This is a genomic window from Burkholderia sp. WTPI3, assembly GCF_021483755.1.
GTDB lineage: Bacteria > Pseudomonadota > Gammaproteobacteria > Burkholderiales > Burkholderiaceae > Burkholderia.
Genome location: NZ_JAGIXF010000017.1, coordinates 47,588 through 65,769 on the forward strand (window position 1 = coordinate 47,588; position 18,182 = coordinate 65,769).

General features: G+C 66.4%; 17 protein-coding genes. 12 read left to right on the forward strand and 5 right to left on the reverse strand.

The annotated features are described in order from the left end of the window. Positions 1-13: 13 nt before the first annotated feature. From J7024_RS11745 to J7024_RS37305, 3 genes are all read right to left on the reverse strand, one after another. A complete protein-coding gene (locus tag J7024_RS11745; protein WP_234745053.1) occupies positions 14-5,440 on the reverse strand; it encodes an AAA family ATPase in 5,427 nt (1,808 codons plus the stop codon). 145 nt (positions 5,441-5,585) lie between these two features. Beyond that, positions 5,586-8,072, reverse strand: coding sequence for a type IV secretion system DNA-binding domain-containing protein (locus J7024_RS11750; protein WP_234745054.1), 2,487 nt, complete (start codon positions 8,070-8,072; stop codon positions 5,586-5,588). Beyond that, positions 8,069-8,515, reverse strand: coding sequence for a DUF1936 domain-containing protein (locus J7024_RS37305; protein WP_234745055.1), 447 nt, complete (start codon positions 8,513-8,515; stop codon positions 8,069-8,071). The genes J7024_RS11750 and J7024_RS37305 overlap by 4 nt, the downstream gene beginning before the upstream one ends. A 1,095-nt stretch (positions 8,516-9,610) precedes the next feature. Between J7024_RS37305 and J7024_RS11760 the strand changes: the two genes are divergently transcribed. The 10 genes from J7024_RS11760 to J7024_RS11805 all read left to right on the forward strand — a co-directional run bounded on the left by J7024_RS11760 (position 9,611) and on the right by J7024_RS11805 (position 14,459). Beyond that, positions 9,611-10,114, forward strand: a complete 504-nt coding sequence (locus J7024_RS11760) for a hypothetical protein (protein WP_234745056.1) — start codon at positions 9,611-9,613, stop codon at positions 10,112-10,114. Then, complete coding sequence (locus tag J7024_RS11765) at positions 10,111-10,407, forward strand: hypothetical protein (protein ID WP_167046712.1); 297 nt, start codon at positions 10,111-10,113, stop codon at positions 10,405-10,407. The genes J7024_RS11760 and J7024_RS11765 overlap by 4 nt, the downstream gene beginning before the upstream one ends. Positions 10,408-10,440: 33 nt before the next feature. Further along, on the forward strand, positions 10,441-11,007 hold the full coding sequence (locus J7024_RS11770) for a DUF6538 domain-containing protein (RefSeq protein ID WP_234745057.1): 567 nt from the start codon (positions 10,441-10,443) through the stop codon (positions 11,005-11,007). Positions 11,008-11,021: 14 nt separating this feature from the next. Further along, positions 11,022-11,594 carry a topoisomerase DNA-binding C4 zinc finger domain-containing protein gene (locus tag J7024_RS11775; protein ID WP_234745058.1) on the forward strand — a complete coding sequence of 191 codons (573 nt, stop codon included), beginning with the start codon at positions 11,022-11,024 and terminating at the stop codon, positions 11,592-11,594. 111 nt (positions 11,595-11,705) lie between these two features. After that, positions 11,706-12,188 (forward strand): hypothetical protein, encoded by a 483-nt coding sequence (locus J7024_RS11780; protein WP_234745059.1) that lies wholly within the window; start codon positions 11,706-11,708, stop codon positions 12,186-12,188. A gap of 248 nt (positions 12,189-12,436) precedes the next feature. After that, the gene (locus tag J7024_RS11785; RefSeq protein ID WP_234745060.1) at positions 12,437-12,688 is read left to right on the forward strand and encodes a hypothetical protein; all 252 of its coding nucleotides are present in this window, start codon (positions 12,437-12,439) and stop codon (positions 12,686-12,688) included. 1 nt (position 12,689) lies between these two features. Next, positions 12,690-13,073, forward strand: a complete 384-nt coding sequence (locus J7024_RS11790) for a hypothetical protein (protein WP_131753334.1) — start codon at positions 12,690-12,692, stop codon at positions 13,071-13,073. Positions 13,074-13,103: 30 nt separating this feature from the next. Beyond that, positions 13,104-13,349 carry a hypothetical protein gene (locus J7024_RS11795; RefSeq protein WP_234745061.1) on the forward strand — a complete coding sequence of 82 codons (246 nt, stop codon included), beginning with the start codon at positions 13,104-13,106 and terminating at the stop codon, positions 13,347-13,349. Next, a complete protein-coding gene (locus tag J7024_RS11800) occupies positions 13,346-13,666 on the forward strand; it encodes a hypothetical protein (protein WP_234745062.1) in 321 nt (106 codons plus the stop codon). Before J7024_RS11795 ends, J7024_RS11800 begins: the two co-directional genes overlap by 4 nt. A gap of 127 nt (positions 13,667-13,793) precedes the next feature. After that, complete coding sequence (locus tag J7024_RS11805) at positions 13,794-14,459, forward strand: hypothetical protein (RefSeq protein ID WP_234745063.1); 666 nt, start codon at positions 13,794-13,796, stop codon at positions 14,457-14,459. A 14-nt stretch (positions 14,460-14,473) separates the two neighbouring features. Here J7024_RS11805 and J7024_RS11810 read toward each other — a convergent pair whose 3' ends face one another. Next, positions 14,474-14,842: a helix-turn-helix domain-containing protein gene (locus J7024_RS11810; RefSeq protein WP_234745064.1), complete on the reverse strand. Its 369-nt coding sequence runs from the start codon at positions 14,840-14,842 to the stop codon at positions 14,474-14,476. A 93-nt stretch (positions 14,843-14,935) separates the two neighbouring features. On the opposite strand from J7024_RS11810, the gene J7024_RS11815 reads away from it, so the two are divergent. Together J7024_RS11815 and J7024_RS11820 are read left to right on the forward strand one after the other, a co-directional pair. Further along, positions 14,936-16,204 carry a hypothetical protein gene (locus tag J7024_RS11815; RefSeq protein ID WP_234745065.1) on the forward strand — a complete coding sequence of 423 codons (1,269 nt, stop codon included), beginning with the start codon at positions 14,936-14,938 and terminating at the stop codon, positions 16,202-16,204. A 75-nt stretch (positions 16,205-16,279) separates the two neighbouring features. Continuing rightward, on the forward strand, positions 16,280-16,582 hold the full coding sequence (locus J7024_RS11820) for a hypothetical protein (protein ID WP_234745066.1): 303 nt from the start codon (positions 16,280-16,282) through the stop codon (positions 16,580-16,582). 287 nt (positions 16,583-16,869) lie between these two features. On the opposite strand, the gene J7024_RS11825 is transcribed toward J7024_RS11820, so the two are convergent. After that, positions 16,870-18,180, reverse strand: a complete 1,311-nt coding sequence (locus J7024_RS11825; RefSeq protein ID WP_234745067.1) for an ankyrin repeat domain-containing protein — start codon at positions 18,178-18,180, stop codon at positions 16,870-16,872. Positions 18,181-18,182 lie beyond the last annotated feature (2 nt).

The window sequence follows — 18,182 nt, forward strand, 5'->3', positions numbered from 1 at the left end:
CCCCGTTGTCGTTTTACATGCTGATGCCTCGGCCGCGACGCTGCTGTTGCTGCGCCGCGTGCTCGATTTCGTGCACCCGGCCCCGCTGCTGCGCCTGCTGTTTCTCGCGTTCGACGGCCTGGCGCTTCTCCGCGACGGCCTCGGCCACGGCTTTCAGGTCGGCCTCGCGCCTCGCGGTCGCTTGAGCCTCGGCTTGTACCTTCTGCGCGTGCTCGGCCGCCCGGGCCTGCTCGATCGCGTGCTGCTTCTGCTGCTCGGCCTGCTGGAGCCGTTGATCGCGCTCGAGCCCTTCGCGGTTCTGCAACGACGCGGCCCGATCCAGCGCCTGCGCGGCCACGCGCTGCGCGCCGTCGATCTTACCGGTGAAGGTTTGCACGTTGCTCGTGGTGCCGTACACCGCGCCGTGCGCCGGGTTCGTGAGCACGTTGCTCACCGCTTGCGGCTTGTCCTTCTCGGTGACGTACGCCAGCACCTCGGTACGGTTCAGGGCGGCGGCTTTGTCGTGCGTCGTCGCGTAGGCGTGGGTCATGTACGCCAGCGCCCGGTCGTTGACCGTGAACATGCGCCCGTCGTCCTTCGCGTTCGTGCTCTCGACCTCCAGCACCGCCGACACGCCCTTGTCGCGGTCGGTTTCGAGTCCGCGAACGCGGTACGTCGCTTGCGCGGGCTCTTCCAGGCGCTCGTTCAGGTTGAACGACGACGCGCCCTTCTCGCTTCGCAGTACCAGGCGCTCGCCGTCGGCGAGGGCCAGCGGACTCTTGCTGGTCGGGTTCGCCACCACGTCCTGCGCGCCCAGCAGGTTCGCCTCGCGCAGCGCGTCGCGCACGGCGTTGTTGACCTGGCGCACGTCGGCGACGTTCCCGGCGGTGGCGATCTTGTTCCGGTCGTGCTGCTGGCTCTCGACGTAGGCTTGGCCCAGCGCTTTCAACGCCTCGGGCTTGCGCTCCGCGTGAACCACCGCGACCGGCGCCCGATCGCCGCGGTCCGTGACGGAATGCAGGGCCGCTTGCGCGCGCTCGGTGGTGTCCGTCCGGTTGTGCAAAGTCTGGCCGATCGTCGCACCCGTGGCGCTGAACGCCTGGCCGGTGCCACGCAGCACCACGGCGTCGGCTGCAGCCTGCACCTTGCGCAGGTCGTCCAGTTTGATGCGACCATCTTCGGCGGCCATGACCTGCACGGTTTTACCGGCGGCCAGTTGCTCGGCCTTGAAGAGCGGCATGGCGTGCGCGTGCTCGACGCCCGCGCCGTTCGTGAGCACGATGTCCTTGCCGTGGTCCGGGTGCTTCTCGTTCGCGCCGATCACGCGGGCGTGGATTTCCGGCTGCTCGCCGCCTTTGACGTTGAGGACCGCCAGGCGCACGCTCGCCGGATCGGTCAAGCCGTGCGTCACCGCGGCGGCCTTCGGGCTGTTGAACGCCAGCACGTCGCCCTCGGCGACGTCCAGCGACAAGGTTTTGGTCTTGGCGTTCAGCGCCTCGGCTCGCTGCGCGGCGTCGCGGTCGAACGCTTCGCGTTGCACGGCGTCGTGCTTTGCGAAGTCGTGCGCCGTGGCCGTCCAGCCGTTGCGCGTCGTGAGCATCGTCTGGCCCGGATGCTCCGGGTCGGGCACTTGTACCGCTTCCCCGCCGCCCTTGCGCAGTTCGACCGTGGCGCCGATCGCCAAGCCCGCGCGCTCGATCGCGCTCGGTACGTCCACGCCGTGAACGTAGTGGGCCTGGCCGTCGCGCCCGCGGATGAGCGCGTAGGGCGACATGCTTTTCGGATCGGCGGGGTCGTACAGGCGGCGCCCGGTTTCCTCCAGCGTGCCACGGTAGTACCGCTCGGCCCCGCGGCTCTGCACGTCCGCCTCCGGCGTGAACGTTGAGCCGTCGATCATGGCGCCACGCGTCACGGTCAAGGTCACGTCCGCGCCCCGAATGCGGCCGTCCTGCCTCAACCGCTCGCGGATCGCGGCGTTGAGCGCCTGGGAGTCGCCCGCGCTCGCCACGGCGCTCAACGTGTTGGAGTCGCCGGCCCGCTTGGCGTGCTCGTCGGCCATCGCCGCGATCACGTCGCGGCGGGCGTCGTGTGCCGTCGCCCGCACGGGCAGGTTGAACGTCGCCAGCGTCGCCTCGGCGTGCGCCGCCACCTCGTCGCGCTTGGCCTGCGCGGCGGCGGCTTGATCGGCGAGCCGCTGCTGGGTGCCGGCGTTCAGCACGGTCTTGTCGCGCAGCACGTCCTCCGCCAAGAGTTTCAGGTTGTCCTTCTCGATTGCCGTCACAAGGCCCCCGATGTCCTCCTCGTTGCCCACGATGGTCATGCGGTCCTTGTGACGCGTGAGCGCGGGCACAAGTTTCTGGTGATCCGCCATCCCGGCGGCGTACACAAACGCGGCCTCTTTCGACTGGCCTTGGGCGCTGAAGTTGGTGCCCGCGTAGCCCAGTTGGAAATGCTGGTAATCGCGCGTGTGCACCTTGACCGTCCGCGCTTCGCCGCGGGCGTTGGTGTCGTCGGGCAGGTCGGACAGGATTTTGAGCGTGAGGATTTTGTCGCCCGCGTGCTTCGGATCGTCGCTCGCAGCGACGATTTCAGCCTTGGTGCCGTTTTGTACGGCCAGTTCGCTCACCCGGAACTTCAACGCATCGGCGTCGCGCTCGGCGATCAGTTGCGCCAGGGTCTTCGTCTCGCCCGTCTTGACGCCCTTTCTCGTGACCTCGATCGTTTGGTTGGGGCTCTTGCGCGCCTCGGCGATCTGCTTGTCGAAATACTGCTGCTGTCGCCGGTGTTTTTCGATTTCCTCCGACGTGTGACGAAACTGCTGCTCGTGGAGCCGCACGTCCCGATCTTGGAACGCCTTCTCGGCCGCCAAGCGCTTGGCCTCGAGCGCCGCGGCCTTCTCGGGATTCCCCGCCGTCGCCGCCGCCTTGATCTTGCGTTTAAACGCCGCGTTGGCGGTTTCGTAGGCGTCCCGGTCTGCCGCGCGCTGGTCCTTGATCGCCTTACGTGCCGGGTCGTCCTTGATGTACTCCTTCGTCACCGCGCCCAAGCGCAGCAGGTCGCCCTCGCCCAGCACCTGTTGCTGCCGGCCCATCTTGTTGTTGTGCCTGTAGGCAAACACGGTGAAGTCCGCGCCGACCTCGCCGCGTTGCTGGCGCAGGTCGCGCACGGCCTGGTTCAACGCATCGGCGTCGGCGTTCTCACCGGCCAGCATCACCTTCTGGCGCAACGACAACGGTACCGGCTTGCCGTCCCGGATGACGGTTTCTCCGGTTTTCCAGTCGATCTTGTTCGCCTCGACGTACCGCTTCGCGAGCGTTTCGATTTCGGCCCGGTAGCCGTCGTTGACGATCTCGATCATGCCCTCGGCCTTCAAGGCGTCCACGGCCGCCTGGCCCTTCTTGGCGTACAGCAAGTCGGAAATGATCTTGTGACTGCGGATTTCAACGATTTTGTCGCCTTTGACAACCTCGCCCACGACGTGGCCGGCGCGCTGCCGGTTGATGTTGGTCATCTCCATGACCGGCGCTCCAGCGCGGACCGCGGCGCTCTGCGCACCGCCCACGCCGATCGCTTGCTGCTGGTGCTCGTCGTCGCCCATCAGCACGAACTTGCCGCCAACGGCGTCCACGGCCGCCTGAAGTTTGCGGCCGGTGAGTACGTCCAGCGTACCGCCTTCGTCCACGAGCACGACCGCCCCCTCGCCGAGTTTGATCTTCCCCATTTCGAGTTCCGCCAGGAACGAAGCGACCGACATGCCTTTGACGCCGGACTCGCTTTCGAGCATCGTGGCGGCGGTCCACGCCTGGCCCAGGCCGTACACCTCGCGTCCTTCGGACTTCCAGGCGTCGGTCATCGCGCCGATCGAAAAACTCTTGCCGGTGCCCGCCCAGCCCCGCAGCACCACCGTGCCGCCGGGGCCGGCGAGCATACGGGCGGCGGCTTTTTGTTCGTTCATCAGCGTGATCGCCTCGGCGTCCGGGCCGTTCTTGCGATGCTCGAGCGTGGTCTTCTTGGCTTCGTAGGCGGCGATGTACGCCTCGATGTCGCCCGCGAGCGCGGTGCGGGTGTCGGTCGCTCGGTCGTGCACGCTCTGCATGTACGCCTGCTCTTGTTCGACGTACCAGCCGGACGAGTAGGTGAGCAGGCCGGCCCGCTCGATGGCGGCGTAACGCGCCAGGTCGTTGCGCTGGATGAACTGGTCGATCAACGCCTCTTGGGCCTGCGCGGTCGCCGGGAACAACGGGCCGTGTTCTTTGGCGAGTTCGCCCAGCATGTCCACGCGCGAGAAGTTGATGCCGAACCTGCCGTGCAGGTTTTTCAGGATCGTCGTGTCGTCGCGCGGCCCGAGCCCGATGTGCGCCGATTGCGTCAACAACTCCTCGGGCTTGACCATGTGGCCGCCGGCCACGAGCCCGCCGATCTGGCGCTCCCACAAGCCGCCCGGGGCGATCAGTTCCTCGTACGCCGGCTCGTTGTCCTTGCTCGCGCGGGTCTGGTAGAACGCATCGCTCACCTTCATGCCTTTGTCGGCCGCGCGCTTCAGCGCCTCGGCCTGGCGGTCCGACGAGAGGTCGAGCGCCATTTGGGAGAAACCGACGATGCGGTAGTCGATCTGGCCGGTTTCGTTGCCCAGCGCGTCGCGCTCGATCACCTTCTCGTACCGGAAGAGGTCCATCAGTTCGCGGGCCGTGGTCGCTTTGTAGACCATGTCCGCCGCGTATTGCAGGTTCCGGTTGTACAGGTCGCGGTCGTTCAGCGCCGTCACCTTGCCTTGCGGCGTGCCGTCGTCGGCCAGCGCGGCGTTCAGCAGCATGATGTGCACGTGCAGGTTGGCCTGGTGCTCGCCGTACACGTTGTTCATGCCGGCGATGGGCGTTTCCGGCGCGTTCGCGTCGGGCGTCTTCGCGGTCTTGCCCAACACCGGACGCGCGGTCCAGTGCTGGTGCGTCGTGTAGAGCAGGCCGCGCGTCTCGACCGGCTGGTTGCCGATGCGGCTTTCGGTGTAACGGCGGATCAGGTCCATCGCCTCGCTCACGCCCTTGTCGCTCGCGTTGAGCATCCGGGCGCGCACGTGCTCGGACGAGGCGGCGTAGGCCAGGCTGAAGTCCTTGCCGTTGGAGAGGACCATCGCGTGGCCGACCTTGTGCGCGGGCGTCGTCACCTTGCCGTCCGGCCCGGTCACGTCGTCGAGCACCCCAGCGTTCGGTACGTCGTTCAGGCCGTTGCCCATGTAGCCCTGCGCGTGCTTCCACAACGTGGTGCGATCGACCGGCTGCCCCTCGATGCCGAGCGCCTTCGCGAGGTCGCCGCGCCAGGCGCTGGTGTTCTGCTCCGTGCCATCGAGCAGGTAGCCCGGCTGCTGCTCCTGCCCTTCGTACAGGTAGTCGAGCATGTTGACGCCGGGCTTCCCGCGCTTGCCCTTCGTTGCGCCTCGGCTATCGAGCGGTTCGATCACGACCATGTGGGTCTCCGTTAACGAAAACGGCCCGTGGGGTCACGGGCCGGATGGGTGGTGATGCAGTTGGCACCAACGTTGATCCATCCTCGCTCCAGATCCGCACGATGTCCAGCAAACGCCCCCTCTATATAGAAGGGGCGTTTGCGGATCACCGACCGCGCACGGTGATGGTGGTCTGCTTCTTGGTCGGGCCGGTCGGCGTCTTGCTCTCGTGGTACATGTCCACGATCTTCACGGCGTCGAGCAGGCCGCCGAGTCCGACCACGCCGATCGCTTCGCCGACCGCATCGGCCGCGTAGGACCGTGCGACCTCGCCAGCCACCTCGTCCAGGTCGTCGCCCACGGTTTCCGTCGGTGCCTTGCTGGCGAGTTTCGCCGCGGCCACGGGATCGCGCACGTCGCGCGTGATGATGCTCACAACCTGCTCCGGCCCGTCGTCGATGGTTTCCCCGCTCGCCGCGATGCTCGCCTCGGCGACGGGTGCGGGCGCGGGCGCCTCGGCCGGTTCGAGCGCCTGCACGGGGCCGCCGTCGTCGTCCATCGGGTCGGCCACGTCGTCAAGCAGGCCCATCAGGTCGTCGGGATCGCCCGCATCGTCGGACTCGAGACCGCCTTCGGTGCTGGCCGCGGTTTCGGGGGCCGAAGGCTCCGTTTCGGGGTTGGTGTTGGTGTTGGTGTCGGCGGCTTCGGTGTCCGGCGCGGGCTCGTTCGGCTCCGGCGGCTCCGGCGGTTGCGGCGTCGGCGACAGCGGCGCGGTGACGGCCGCCGCCCACGAGGCCGGATCGTTCACCGGCCGCACGATGCGAGCGTCGGTGTCGTGGCCCGGCCAGGACAACCGCAACGCGTCCTTGCCCATCGACAAGATCGCGCGCACCCGGAACCCGGCCGGTTCCCGCCACGTCGGTACGTCGTACGGGCCGATCACCTCGGGGTCGGACAGTTCATGCGTCGCGACGGTCAAGCGGGTTTCTTCGTTCCGGCTACTGGTTTGACTGGCTTTTTCCCCGGGCGTCGCGCTGGTGCTGGTGTTCGTGACCAGTACCCGCATCCGCCCGATCGCTTCGGACAGTTCGGTGGCCGTGTCGCCGGCCGCGATCTGGCAGATGATCTTGGAACCGATCATCGACAGGATCGTTTTCTTCGTGTCCGTCGAGTAGGTTTCGGCGATCTGGCTCGGGTCTTGGTACCCCAAGATGACGCAGCAGCCCTTGGACCGGCCTTTGTCGATCAACGGCTCGATCTTCAGTTTGCCGGGCGCGGTGAACTCGTCGCAGACGATGAACAGGTGGCGCTTCTTGCTATCCTCCAGGTCCATGATCTGCGGCGTGAGCATGTTGAACAGGGCGGAAATGAACGCCACGGTCAACGGGTTGCCGCTCTTGCCGCGCAGCAGGATGTGGCGCGGGCCTTTCCAGTCGTCGGACGACCATTCCTTGCACGAGAAGCGTGGGCGCTTGTCGTTGGGAACCGTGGTCGGCCAGGCCATCGCGAGGTCGGTCAACAGGGCGGCCCCGTTGGACAGCGTGGACAGCACGCTATCGACCGTCGGCCCCGGGTTCTTCACGTCGTTGTAGGCCAACTCGATGTGCGGGTCGATGGCGACGTACGGTGCGAACAGGTCGGCCAAGCCCTGCTGGCCCAGCCGGCACCGCTGCGACAGTTCGGTGAATCCGTAGCCCTCTCCGCCGTGGGTGTGGTGGAACGTGCGGATCACGCCGACCATGATCTTCTGGCTGGCGACATCGAAAAACTTCCCGTTGCCGTCGCTGGCCGGGAGCAGGCATTGCGCGAACATCTTGGCCGCCGATACGTCGGCCAGGTCTTTCGCGATGTCCCAAATGCCCGAACGGTTGTCCCACGGGTTGAGGATCATCGCGGTCTTGTAAAACGACGTGAAGTCGCCTTTGGCGTCGAGGATGATGCTCTTGGCCCGGTTCTTCACCGCGCCCAGCATCGGGGCGAGCACGATCTGGTCGAGGATGTGCAGCAGAATCATCGTTTTGCCCGAGCCGGGCTTGCCGACGATGATCAGGTGCTTGGTCCACCACGTCCGGCTGAACTTGCCGAGCGACGGGCAAACCGACATGTACGGTTTCTTCTTCGGCGGGTGGAGCAGTCGATGGACCGCCGCGACGATCCCTTGGTCGGTGAGCGTGTCCGAGAACGACGGCCCGCTCGTTTCGCGGATCGCTTCGCTCACCGCCGCCTTCCCGTCGAGCAGTCGTGGCCCGCTGATGTACACCATGTTGTGCCACCGCGGGATGATCTGGTCGCGGTAGATGTACGTTGCCATCCCGAGCGGCAGGATCGAGGCAAGCCCGAGCCGGGCCAGCGTCGCCGGGAGGTAGTACGTCCAGAGGTTCGCGAAGTTGTACGCTTCGGCGGCGAAGAAACGACCGTGCGTCACGGCGTGGAACAGCGCGCCGAACGTATCGCCGATCCCGGCGAGCAGGCCGATCCCGCCCACGTCACCGGGACCAGCGAGCCACGCGATGGGCAGCGTGATGAAATAAAACAGCAGACCGGCCAGCGCTTCCTTCAAGGCAACGAAGCGCACCGCGTATTTTTGCGAGGGCGCGATGTTGGGCGGCGGGCCGAACCAATAGACCATACCGTCGTGGGCTTTTTTGCTCATGATTGCGCCTCCTTGGTGAGGGGCGTTTGGCCGTCCTGCGTCCAACTGAAGAGCCGGCAGGACTCGTTGGAGCAGCGGTAGACCGTCTTGCCCTCGTGCTCGCCCTTGGTGAACCGCTTGGGTTCCATGTGCCCGACTCCGCATTTCGGGCAGACCGGCTTGGCGGCCTCCACCGGCTTCGCACCGGTCGATTTCTCCGCGGCGGCGGCCATCAGGTTCACGAGTACCTGGTGACGTTGCTGGTCCACCGCGGCGATGTCGCGCTGAAAGTTGCGCAGCGCTTCGGCGAACCCGCGCTGAATGCTGGTGACGGCGGACGCGCCCGCGATGCGGTCGCGGATGGTCTCTCGGTACCACTCGGCGACGGTCATGTTGCTGGCCTCGGCGAGGGCCTTCGCCTGGGCGATCTCCTCGGCGACGAGGCGCACGGTTTGCTTTTCCACGGTGCACTCCTGAACGGACGCCGCGCACGGCGGCTACCCCTTCAGCAATAACTCCAGGCAGTCCTAAAGGCAAACGTCCACGAGCGGCGCCACGACATGACAAACGAATAAAAATGAGCGGCTGCGGCAAACCATTTCCAGGCATGGCGTTCAACGGATTTCCCGATGTTGTCGAGCGGCTTTGGCGTTGAAAAACGTGTACTCAAAGCCGCTCCCCGCAAAGCCTTGCTGCACATAGCGCGCCGCAGGCGCATGGCCGCGTCGCAGACGCGGAACGGGTACCGCGCGGAGCGCTGTATGTGCTGTGGGAGTCTTCGCAGTTGCTTCAACCGACCCGCCTCACGCATCAACCCACGATTGTCGCTGGTGACGGTGTTGCTTTGTCGCTGGTGACGGGATCGCCTTTGACCGTCGCCAGTCCTGGTTGTCGCTGGTGACGCCGTTGGTTTGTTGCTGGTGACGGTGTTGCAGTCGGGGTTGCTTGTCGCTGGTGACGGTGTGGTGCTGGTCGCCCGCTGGTGGTCCGCTTCCCGTCGTCGTCGTGCCTCGCTTGATCGCCGTTCATCACCTGTTGCAACCCGCCGATCGTCATCACCTGTTGCCCTCTCAATCACCTGTTGCAATGCTCGCCCTCTACCGCCGATCGACGCACAACGCCACCTGTTGCAATCCCCGCGTTGATGCTGGATCGCCACCTGTTGCACACGAGGTCGAACGCGAGCGCATCACCGCAACGCCACCTGTTGCAATGCTTCGCTGGCCGCTCGTCGCCACCTGTTGCTCAACGGACTCGAGCGGTGGATGAACCGATCGGCACGCGAGCCCGCGACCAGGTTTCGGGCACTCTGTGAGCGTGCGGCGTCGCAAGCAACAAAACGGCGAAAAGCGGGTTTTCAGCGGGTCGTCATGTGCCCGCGTCGGCCCTGTGAAAACCAGACGTTGTTATGGACTATTTATCAATAAGTCGGGGTGCGTGCTGGCCGGACGGTCGAGCATCGCCGCGACGAAAAAAGTTAGTGTCACCTGTTGCTATCCGTGATTGCTGGAGGTAGTACATGGTCATCAGCGCTTTTTCTGCGCTCAACGTTCGAGCCCGTGATCCACGGGCTCTTTGCATTTCTGGGGATGAACATGGCAACGACTTCGCGTGAACGCATGGCTGCCTGCCGGAGCAAGTGGAAAGGCGTGCGGGCATACCTTGGGCAATCGGTCCTGAAGTCGGTGTACGTCGATGCGGCGAAGAACCTCGACCCGACGGAACCGGACGGCGTGGTGGCGTTCAGTCGCCTGGAGAAAGCCAACGCGCAGCATTCGGCGGCGTTCCGTGCGTCGGCCGGTGCGGCCGAGGCCGCGACGCTGAACGTGTACATCGGCGCGGCCCTCGATCACTTCAACAAAGCGCCGGTGAAGGATCGCGTGAGAGCCATCGCCGCCTACATGCGTGCGTTCCACGCCGAGCAAAGCCAGCGCGACGCGGTGGCGGGAACCGCCACCGCGTCGATCGAGGCGCACAAAGAACCGCAGGCGCCCGATGCGGCGCGCGACGGCTCGCCGTTCGACTTCAATAGCCTGAACGAACCCGACGAGGTGTCGTCATGATCAGCCCCGGTACCGTGCGTTCCCGCGAGTCGCGCAAGCGGCGCGAGCCGACCCGTCAAGCCGTGGGAACGGCGATCGTTCGCAAGGTGTACGACGACGTGAAGCGGTGCCGTGTCGATCACGCGGTCTGGGTCGAGAAAAGCAACGGCTTGACCGGCCCAGAGCAAGCGACGGCCTCGGCCCGCATCGCGGATCACCTTGGCGCTGCTCTGCTCGCCTGGTTGTCCTTACCGGACCGTGAGCGCGTGCTGTACCTGAAGCGCTACATGCGGCTCGCCCGCGCCCCTGCTTGACCAACCTGTTGTCCAACCTTCTGGAGAACCTTCATGATCACCGTCCACACCAAACAACCCACGTACCTCACCAGCACGCCGTCCGGCATGTTCGCCTTCTGCATCGGCCTGCCGCGCGACCTCCGCGTGCCTGGAGCGCCCACGACCGTTCGCCGGTCGCTGCAAACCCGCGATGTTGCGCGAGCCCAAACTTTGGCTCAAGCGATCGCGGCCGACTGTTTTGGGCTGTTCAACCTGGCTCGTCGAAGTGGCGGGCCGAAGGATTTCGACCTGCCGGAGTTCATCCGTGATTTCGTCGATAGCGCTTTGCGGCTGTCTCCGGCCAAGGCTCCCGCTGTCACGCCGACCGTCGATCAGGCGCTCGACACGTTCCTGGCGCGCGTGGGCGCGTTGTGGAAAACGCCGTTGTTCCTCGACGCCGAACCCGAGCCGGAGCATCCGCACGTCCACGCCGTGCTGCTCAACCCGGTTCCGCCGGCTGCGTACCGCCGTCGGTTCGAGGCTTTCGAGCGCGGACCGGTTCAGCGGAGCCGCGTGCGGCGCTGGGGCTTGCTGCAGGAACCGGCCGCGCCGGTGGCCCGTGCCCGCAAACGCCTTTGATCCTGGAGATCGTCATGAAAGAAGCCCGAACCGTGTTCAAGGGAGTCCGTTTCTCCGCGAGCGAGGCGGCGATCGTTCAGCGAGCGGCGGACACCGCCGGCCAAACCCTGGCGGCGTACGTCCACGATGCGGCCTTGCGCGAGAGCAACGCTCACGCCGAGACCGAGCGCCTGATGGAGCAGCAGCGCGCCTTGTACGAGGAGGTTGTCGCGTCGATGGAGCGGCGGGTCGTCGGCGCATCTGCGAAAGTCTTGGACGATGCGCTGGCCGATGTGACGAAGCGAATGGCCGACGCGCAGGCGCGGGCCACGGCGGACATGCTCAACGACCTCGGCGCCCGCATCTCCTCGATACAAAACCACGTCTTCATCATCGCCGACCAGCAGCAAGGCTTGGTCGATGCGTTGACGGCTCCGGCGACGCCGGCTGCATCGACCGAGCCGACCGGGCCGATCTGCCCGGTGTGCGGTCACGGGCATATGGTCGAGAAAATCTCCACCAAGCCCGGGACCGCGGGCAAGCCGTTTTACGCTTGCTCGGCCTTCCCGGCCTGCAAGCACTCGTCCTGGTCGCCGGACGGCTTCTGATGCCCCGGCTGTAGCGGTGGCTTGCCCCCGTTCCGACCCAGTGCCCGCCTCACGGCGGGTCGGGCCGGTACAAGGGGGCCGTGTCGGCGCCCACACCTCGGAGAACGCACCATGTCCATCCCGCTCAACTTCAAGAAGCCCGCCGCCCAACCGGCGACCATCGCGCCGGTCGCTGAACCGTCGGCCCCGCAGGATCGCATCGAGTCCGTCGTGGCGTTGAGCGCCGTGCAGGCGTTCAACGCCGAAATCATCCCGGTGCTCGATCGCCTCATCGCGTCGATCGACCGGGCGCTCGAGTCCGCGCGTGAGCGCGAGGAGGCGTACGCGTCCAGCGTCGCCGGCTCGGTCAAGGCCGCGCCGAGCGATGACGACCAACTCGTTCAGGACATGCTCCGCGCGGGTCGAGCGGCTGGGACGCGGAGCATCGTGGAAACGGCCGCGCGGCTTCACCGTGACCTTGCGGCGAACAAACACGTGCGACTCGACGCCGATGGCTGGCGCACGTTGGTAGACCTGGCGGTGACGCTGAACCAGGCGGTCATGCTGAACCAGGCGCTCGCGCGGATGGGCGCCAGCGGGTCGGCCGGTGCGTGAGCGCCGGTGCCTTTTCGCGAAGCGCACGGAAAGACCTTGGGCCGCTCATGCGGCCCATGTCGTTGTTACTGGCACGCCTCGCGAAACCATCCGGGCCGGTGGCCCGATCCGCTTACGCCCATTGTCGCCTGGGAGCCCCAACTATTTTTGCGGTACGCCTCTGTACCGGCTTGCTTTAGTTCGTACTCGAGGTAGCCTGGGTCCATAGCGTTTGTGCCAACGCATCAACTTCCCGGAGTTCCGTTCCCATGCCCACACGTCCGCTTTCACCGTCCACGCTGCGCTGGCACGCCTGGCTGAACCGCCACGCGGCGGACCGCGTGCGTCTCGGGTCGATGTCGATGCTGCGAAGCGTCGTTGCGAACGCCGATCGCGAGCGCGAGCACATCGGGGTTTCGCGTACGGCCTACATCGCTGCGGGCTTGCTCGCCATGGAAAGCCTCACGCCCCGCGAACGCGAGGCGTTCGTTCGCCGTTACCTCGAACTGGTCGGAGCATGACATGGCCCTGCGTGTCCGGTTCAGCGTTCGACCGTGGGAGCGCCGCAAAGAGCGCGCCAAGCGGATGCGAGCTGAAGCCCGCGCCGCGCTACGCCGGAACGCGATCGCGTTTCGATGCAGCGTTTCCGCCTCGGCCGCCTCGCTGGTCGTGACCATCGGCGGCGTCGCAACGCTCGCCGTCACGGACCAAGCCTCCACCGCGCTGTTGACGTTTGCGGCCGTCGAGTCTTCCCTCGCGGTCGTGTCGATCGTGGCGGCGGTGTACCTGAATCAGCAGTCGCACGAGCGTGCTGCAGACCTCCGATCGGCCGAGGCGTATCTGGCCCGGATGCGCGCGACGCTCAAAGAGATGGAACGCAAGAGCCTGTACGAAACCGCCGATTAGTCCTTAACCCCTTCTCCGGGAGATTGCATCATGCACGACCTCAACCCTGTTCCGCCGTCGTCCTTGTCCGTCGCCGTGGGCTTCATCCTGCTGGGCGTTTTCGCCGGGGCCGCGTGCTTCGCCGGCCCGGCCGCGTGGACGCGCAACCCGGACGCCGTGGGCGCCGTCATCACCGGCCTGTTCGCGCTCGCGATGGCCTGGATGGTGTATTTGTGCTGGCCGTTTCTGCGCAAGCCCAAGCCCACGCAAACCCGAACCGAAGGGAGCACGTCATGATCCGCAACCTCATGAACCTGGCTCGCGCTCGCGGCGTGGACCTTCGCGGTGTCGCCGTCGCGGTGGTGCTCTCCGCGGCCGTCGCTCTGCTGGCCGTCGATGTCGTGCTGCTGGCCTGGCACGACCTGCTGCCCGGCCTGTTTGTGCTGGCTGGCCTTCCGCTCGTGCTGTGCGCTGCGTCGCTGCTGTCGTCCGACGTGTGGCAAACGAGCGAGGAACGGCTGGACCGGCACCTCGGCCTGTCGTTCCGTGGCGATCACCGTGCCGTGTGCGCGAAAGCGTACGCCGATCTGTGGTCGGACGAGGCCGACGTATGAGCACGCGCAAGCAAAAGCAAATGAGCGGTACGGAACGCAAGGCGCGGCAGGACCGCCGGATCAGCCGGGCGGAGCGTCATGCGCGGCAAGAGCGGCTGCGAAACGCGCAAGCGAGCGAGGTACGGTCATGAACGGCACAAAAGCCCACAACATGGTCCAGGAACTTCGCTTCGCCGCCGCGCTGAAAGCCGTGGAGGCGTCGGTGCGCCTCGGGTTCATCGACGGCTCGGACGACGGCTCGGCCGATGCGACCATGCTGGTCACGGTGTCCGGCGTCGATCACGAGGTACGGTACCAGCGGTCCAGCGATGGAACGCTGTCGATCGGGCTGGCCGACGACTGCGGCCTGCTGCCCTTGTACCGCGCGCTCGCCGCGATGTGCGACGAGCCGGCCCCGGACGATGCGGACCTACGTGCCTGGTACTACGGCGCACAACCGCGCCCGGCGCTGGTGATGTCCCCGGCGTACAACTTCGCCAACCTGTTGCGCAAGTTGATCGACTACACCGTGACGGCCGAACTGGCCGTGTGGGTCGAAGACCTCGAGGCGGCGTCGCACCACGTCGTCCTGTTGCACGTACCGGCCGGCCGCTTCGCCGAGTTCGACACGCTGGCCGCGGACCACGGCCTCGGCCGTGAGGGTGCGTTGCGCCGGTTGATCGACGCGGCGCTGCGCAACCCGTCGTTGCTCGACGAGCACGAGGAGCCGGGGCCGGTGGCGTTCGACGGTCTGGACGTGGGCGAGCCGGCGCCGCCGGTTGAGCCTCCGCCGAACGATCGGGACGGGTCATGAACGCGCCGGCCGGCTCAATGCTTGCGCTTGCGCAGCAGCGACGCCAGGTGTCGCGCGTTCTCGAGCACCAGGTTACGGTCGGCCGGCCGCAAGTCTTCCAGCGACCGGATCAGCGCCCGCGCTTCGTCGCTTGGGTTCTCCGAGACTTGCAGCAGCAGTTGGTCGATGGGCACGTCGAGCAGGTCGCAAAACTGGGCCAGCCGGGCCAGCGAAATCGTCGTTTTGTCGCCCTCCATCCGCGAGAGCGTTTCGACCGCGACGCCCAGTCGCTCGGCGAACTCGGCCTGCGTGAATCCCAGCGCGCGACGACGAGCGGCCAGGCGCTTGCCGATCCCCTTGACGGGAGACCTCTTCCGCGGTTCCTCGGTACCTTTTACCGCCATTTCTAAACCCACATAAGTCGTCAAACATGACATGAAGTGTCAAGGTCGCCTGTACCGTTTAGAATGAGCCAAAATGCCGTATTTGGATAAAACTTGACGTTTTATGACGGCCCGTTGACGGGCCACACTCTCGGGGGATTCATGCGCAACACCGTTCTGAAAACGCTGGCCGCCGCCGCGGCCGTTTCGATGACCTTCGGCCTGGCCGCCTGCGGCGGTGGCGGCGGTGGCGGTGGTGGTGGCTCGTCCGGCGGCGGCTCGTCGAGCACCGGAACGGGCACCGGTACGACGCCGACGGTGAGCAACGGCGCAACGTTGCTGGCGCAATACACCGTTCCGGCCGACATCGCCGCCGCGGTGGTCACGAACTATTCCGGCCCGGCGTTCAGCGTGGGCAACAGCCCGATGCAATCGAACTGCGCGAACGCCTCGGTCACGTCCACGACCGTCGTGGACGCGCCGGACGTGATCGTTTTCTCGGCCAACGGGGCCAGTCTTAAGGCGCAACAGGTCGCGGCCGACCTGTTCGAGCAGGCGGTGCCGCAAATCCGTGCGGCGCTGGGCCTGCCCGCGTCGGGCGTGGCGTTCGACGGAACGAACAAGGTGCAACTGTGCGTGGACACCGCCCTCGGCCAGAGCGCGGGCGAAACCGGCGGGAGCGTCACGGGCCAGACGGCCCAAGGTCCGGCCGGCGTGATCATGCAACTGATGTCACCCGATAGCGCCAACTTTTCGTCCAGGTACCCCAACGCCACGTCGTACACCGACGGAACCACCGGGCTGCGTTATTTCGACCTCTTCCGCCACGAAGGCACGCACGCGGCGCTGTACAGCCTGGCATCGCCGTTCGGCGGCATGGACACCTGGTTCCAGGAAGGCATGGCAACGACCGTCTCGCAACTGCCGATGGGTAGCAAGGCCAGCATTTTGGCCGCGGCGCAGGCGTCCGACCTGCTCACCGCGAACGGCTCGGGCAACGACATGAGCACGTCGTACCCGGTCTACGAAGCGACGATCGGCTACCTCACATCGTCGGCCCCGGGCGGCCTCGGCTACGGGCTCACGAACATTCCGGCGTTCGTCGGGGCCTACAAAACGAAGGCGATGGCCGCGTGCGCGCAGCCGATCCCGAACGGCCTCATCCCGCCGGCCGGCGCGACGTACGGGATGCCCTCGGGCGAGTACAACGTGTGCGCGCCGTCGGTGCCGGGCTTGATCGACACGCGCCTCGTCGCGGCGTTCGATCAGGCGTTCAACGCGACGTTCACGAGCAACGGCGCACCGCTGCTGCTGCACACGGCGGACGGGTCCGATAGCCTCGAGGCGACCTTGCCGCAACGGCTGTCGGCCTTCCTGCCCTGAACCGCATCACCTGATTTTTCAACGGCTCCTTCGGGGGCCGTTACTGCTTTCACGACACCACCACGAGAGGACACCATGTCGTTCAATCCCACGCACCGCCACTCGCAAGGCTTCGGCCGCTGCCGTCTCGAACTCGACCCGACGAGCCGCCGTTTGCTGGTCAAGACCGGCTGGTTCAGTGCCCCGCGGATCATCCCGTTCGATCAGGTGCGGACGGTCGAGGTGAGCACGTCGAACGGGATGGTCAAGCCGCACCTGTTGATCAACACGACGGACCTCGACCGGCCGCAGCATCGGGTCTACTTCCACACGGGACGCGGCGCGCAGGAGTGGTACAACCGGCTCGGCGCCGCAATGGACATGCAAGCCTACCGGTGAAGGTTTGTCCACGACCCTTGCCTGTGGGAAACGGGGCCAGCGGCGAACGCCGCACGCCAGAGCCCCGTTTTCCACAGGTCGCGCGCAGCGCGAGGCGGTGGTCAAGCCGTTGAATCGCCACGACGCAGAAAAAGGCCCTTTTTCAGGGCCTTTTTTCATGGTGCCCGTGGCGATGGGCGCCAGCATCGGATGGGCCTCCGGCCCCGGGTTTTTACGCGCCTCCGTGCAAGACAAAACGAGGCGCTTGCGCGCCCCGTCGATCCGCCTGCGGCCTCCGTCGCAAGCGATCAGGCCCGGCCCACGCCTCGCGCGGTGTCGAGCATGGCCCGCGTCGCGTCGGCGACCTCGGCGAGGCCCACGGACTCGCGCCCGTCGCGCAGCAAACGCATGGCGTCGTCGTCGGCTTGCAACCGGGCGTTGCGGCCTTTCATGAACGCTTCGTAAAGCACGGGCCGCTTCAGAATGAACGGCCAGGCGTTCGGGCCTTCGTCGTCATCGTCTTCGTCGTACCACCTGTTCTCACGGTGCGGGTCCGCGCCCCAGCGGGCCAGCAGTTCGATCCGCTCGGGCCATTCGTGGTCGTCGCCGTCGCCACCGCCTTCGTCGGCGTACTGCTCGACTTGCCGCATCAGCGTCGCGATGATCGTCCGGCCGTGGTACTGCGCGTTCGGGTCCGCGCCGAGCGCGAGAAGCCACGACACGTACTCGAGCCGCCCGCGCAACACCGCGATGCCCAAGGGCTTACCGCTACCGTCGTGCCCGTTCGGGTCCGCGCCTTCGTCGAGCAACTTGTGGAACTTTCCGGTCCAATGCTTGTTGATGGCCTGGGAGAGTTCGCGTTCAAGGCGCCGGCCTTCGGCGTCGGTGTGCCGCTTCAAAAGCGGGGCCGGCCGCGGCTTCTTGACGGGCTTCATGCCGGCCCAGCGCTGCACCCACGCCTGCACCGCGGGCACGTTGGGCACGGTGTCCGACTCCACGTCGTCGGTCGGGTCGTCCGGCCCGTCCAGCGCGTCGAAGAGGTCGCCGAACTCGGGGCCAATCTCGCGCCGCTGCTCGTAAGCCGCGATCGCTTCGCGATCGTCGGCGTCGATGTACAGCGGGGCCGGGCCGACGCTCCACGTCATTTCTTCGCGAAGTGCGTCGAGCCTCTCTTCTTCGATCCGCGCGAAGTGACGCCGCGTGTACGCTCGCTCCTCGCCTTCCCGTTTCTGCTGCACGTCACTGCGCCACACCATCGCGTCCTGCAGCACGCTCTCCATGCGCTCGCGATGCCGGTCCCATCGGATGTTGATCAGCCCGGCGAGCATGAACATAACAACGCTCGTCATCATCGCGGCCGGCACGATGAGCCAGAGCGAGCGTACTGATGTTACGACGTAGCAAACACCGACGAAAAAGCCGACCTCGGCCAGCGCGCCGATCAGCAGCCACGTCGCCGCGCGGCGGCCGTGGCACATCGCCCGGTCGGTGAAACGGTCGAGCGCGATGTCCGAGTCGATCGCGTGGTCCTCGTCGTCGTCCAGGTCGTCGTCCAGGTCGTCCTCGTCCTCGTCCTCGTCGTCGTGCTGGTCGTACAGTTCGTCGTTCAGCGTGCTCATCG

Coding starts and splice junctions, on each gene's coding strand:
- J7024_RS11785 (WP_234745060.1), top strand. CDS start 12,437: ATGCCCACACGTCCGCTTTCACCGTCCACGCTGCGCTGGCACGCCTGG.
- J7024_RS11790 (WP_131753334.1), top strand. CDS start 12,690: ATGGCCCTGCGTGTCCGGTTCAGCGTTCGACCGTGGGAGCGCCGCAAA.
- J7024_RS11795 (WP_234745061.1), top strand. CDS start 13,104: ATGCACGACCTCAACCCTGTTCCGCCGTCGTCCTTGTCCGTCGCCGTG.
- J7024_RS11780 (WP_234745059.1), top strand. CDS start 11,706: ATGTCCATCCCGCTCAACTTCAAGAAGCCCGCCGCCCAACCGGCGACC.
- J7024_RS11750 (WP_234745054.1), bottom strand. CDS start 8,072: ATGAGCAAAAAAGCCCACGACGGTATGGTCTATTGGTTCGGCCCGCCG.
- J7024_RS11765 (WP_167046712.1), top strand. CDS start 10,111: ATGATCAGCCCCGGTACCGTGCGTTCCCGCGAGTCGCGCAAGCGGCGC.
- J7024_RS11745 (WP_234745053.1), bottom strand. CDS start 5,440: ATGGTCGTGATCGAACCGCTCGATAGCCGAGGCGCAACGAAGGGCAAG.
- J7024_RS11805 (WP_234745063.1), top strand. CDS start 13,794: ATGAACGGCACAAAAGCCCACAACATGGTCCAGGAACTTCGCTTCGCC.
- J7024_RS11820 (WP_234745066.1), top strand. CDS start 16,280: ATGTCGTTCAATCCCACGCACCGCCACTCGCAAGGCTTCGGCCGCTGC.
- J7024_RS11770 (WP_234745057.1), top strand. CDS start 10,441: ATGATCACCGTCCACACCAAACAACCCACGTACCTCACCAGCACGCCG.
- J7024_RS11825 (WP_234745067.1), bottom strand. CDS start 18,180: ATGAGCACGCTGAACGACGAACTGTACGACCAGCACGACGACGAGGAC.
- J7024_RS11800 (WP_234745062.1), top strand. CDS start 13,346: ATGATCCGCAACCTCATGAACCTGGCTCGCGCTCGCGGCGTGGACCTT.
- J7024_RS11810 (WP_234745064.1), bottom strand. CDS start 14,842: ATGGCGGTAAAAGGTACCGAGGAACCGCGGAAGAGGTCTCCCGTCAAG.
- J7024_RS11775 (WP_234745058.1), top strand. CDS start 11,022: ATGAAAGAAGCCCGAACCGTGTTCAAGGGAGTCCGTTTCTCCGCGAGC.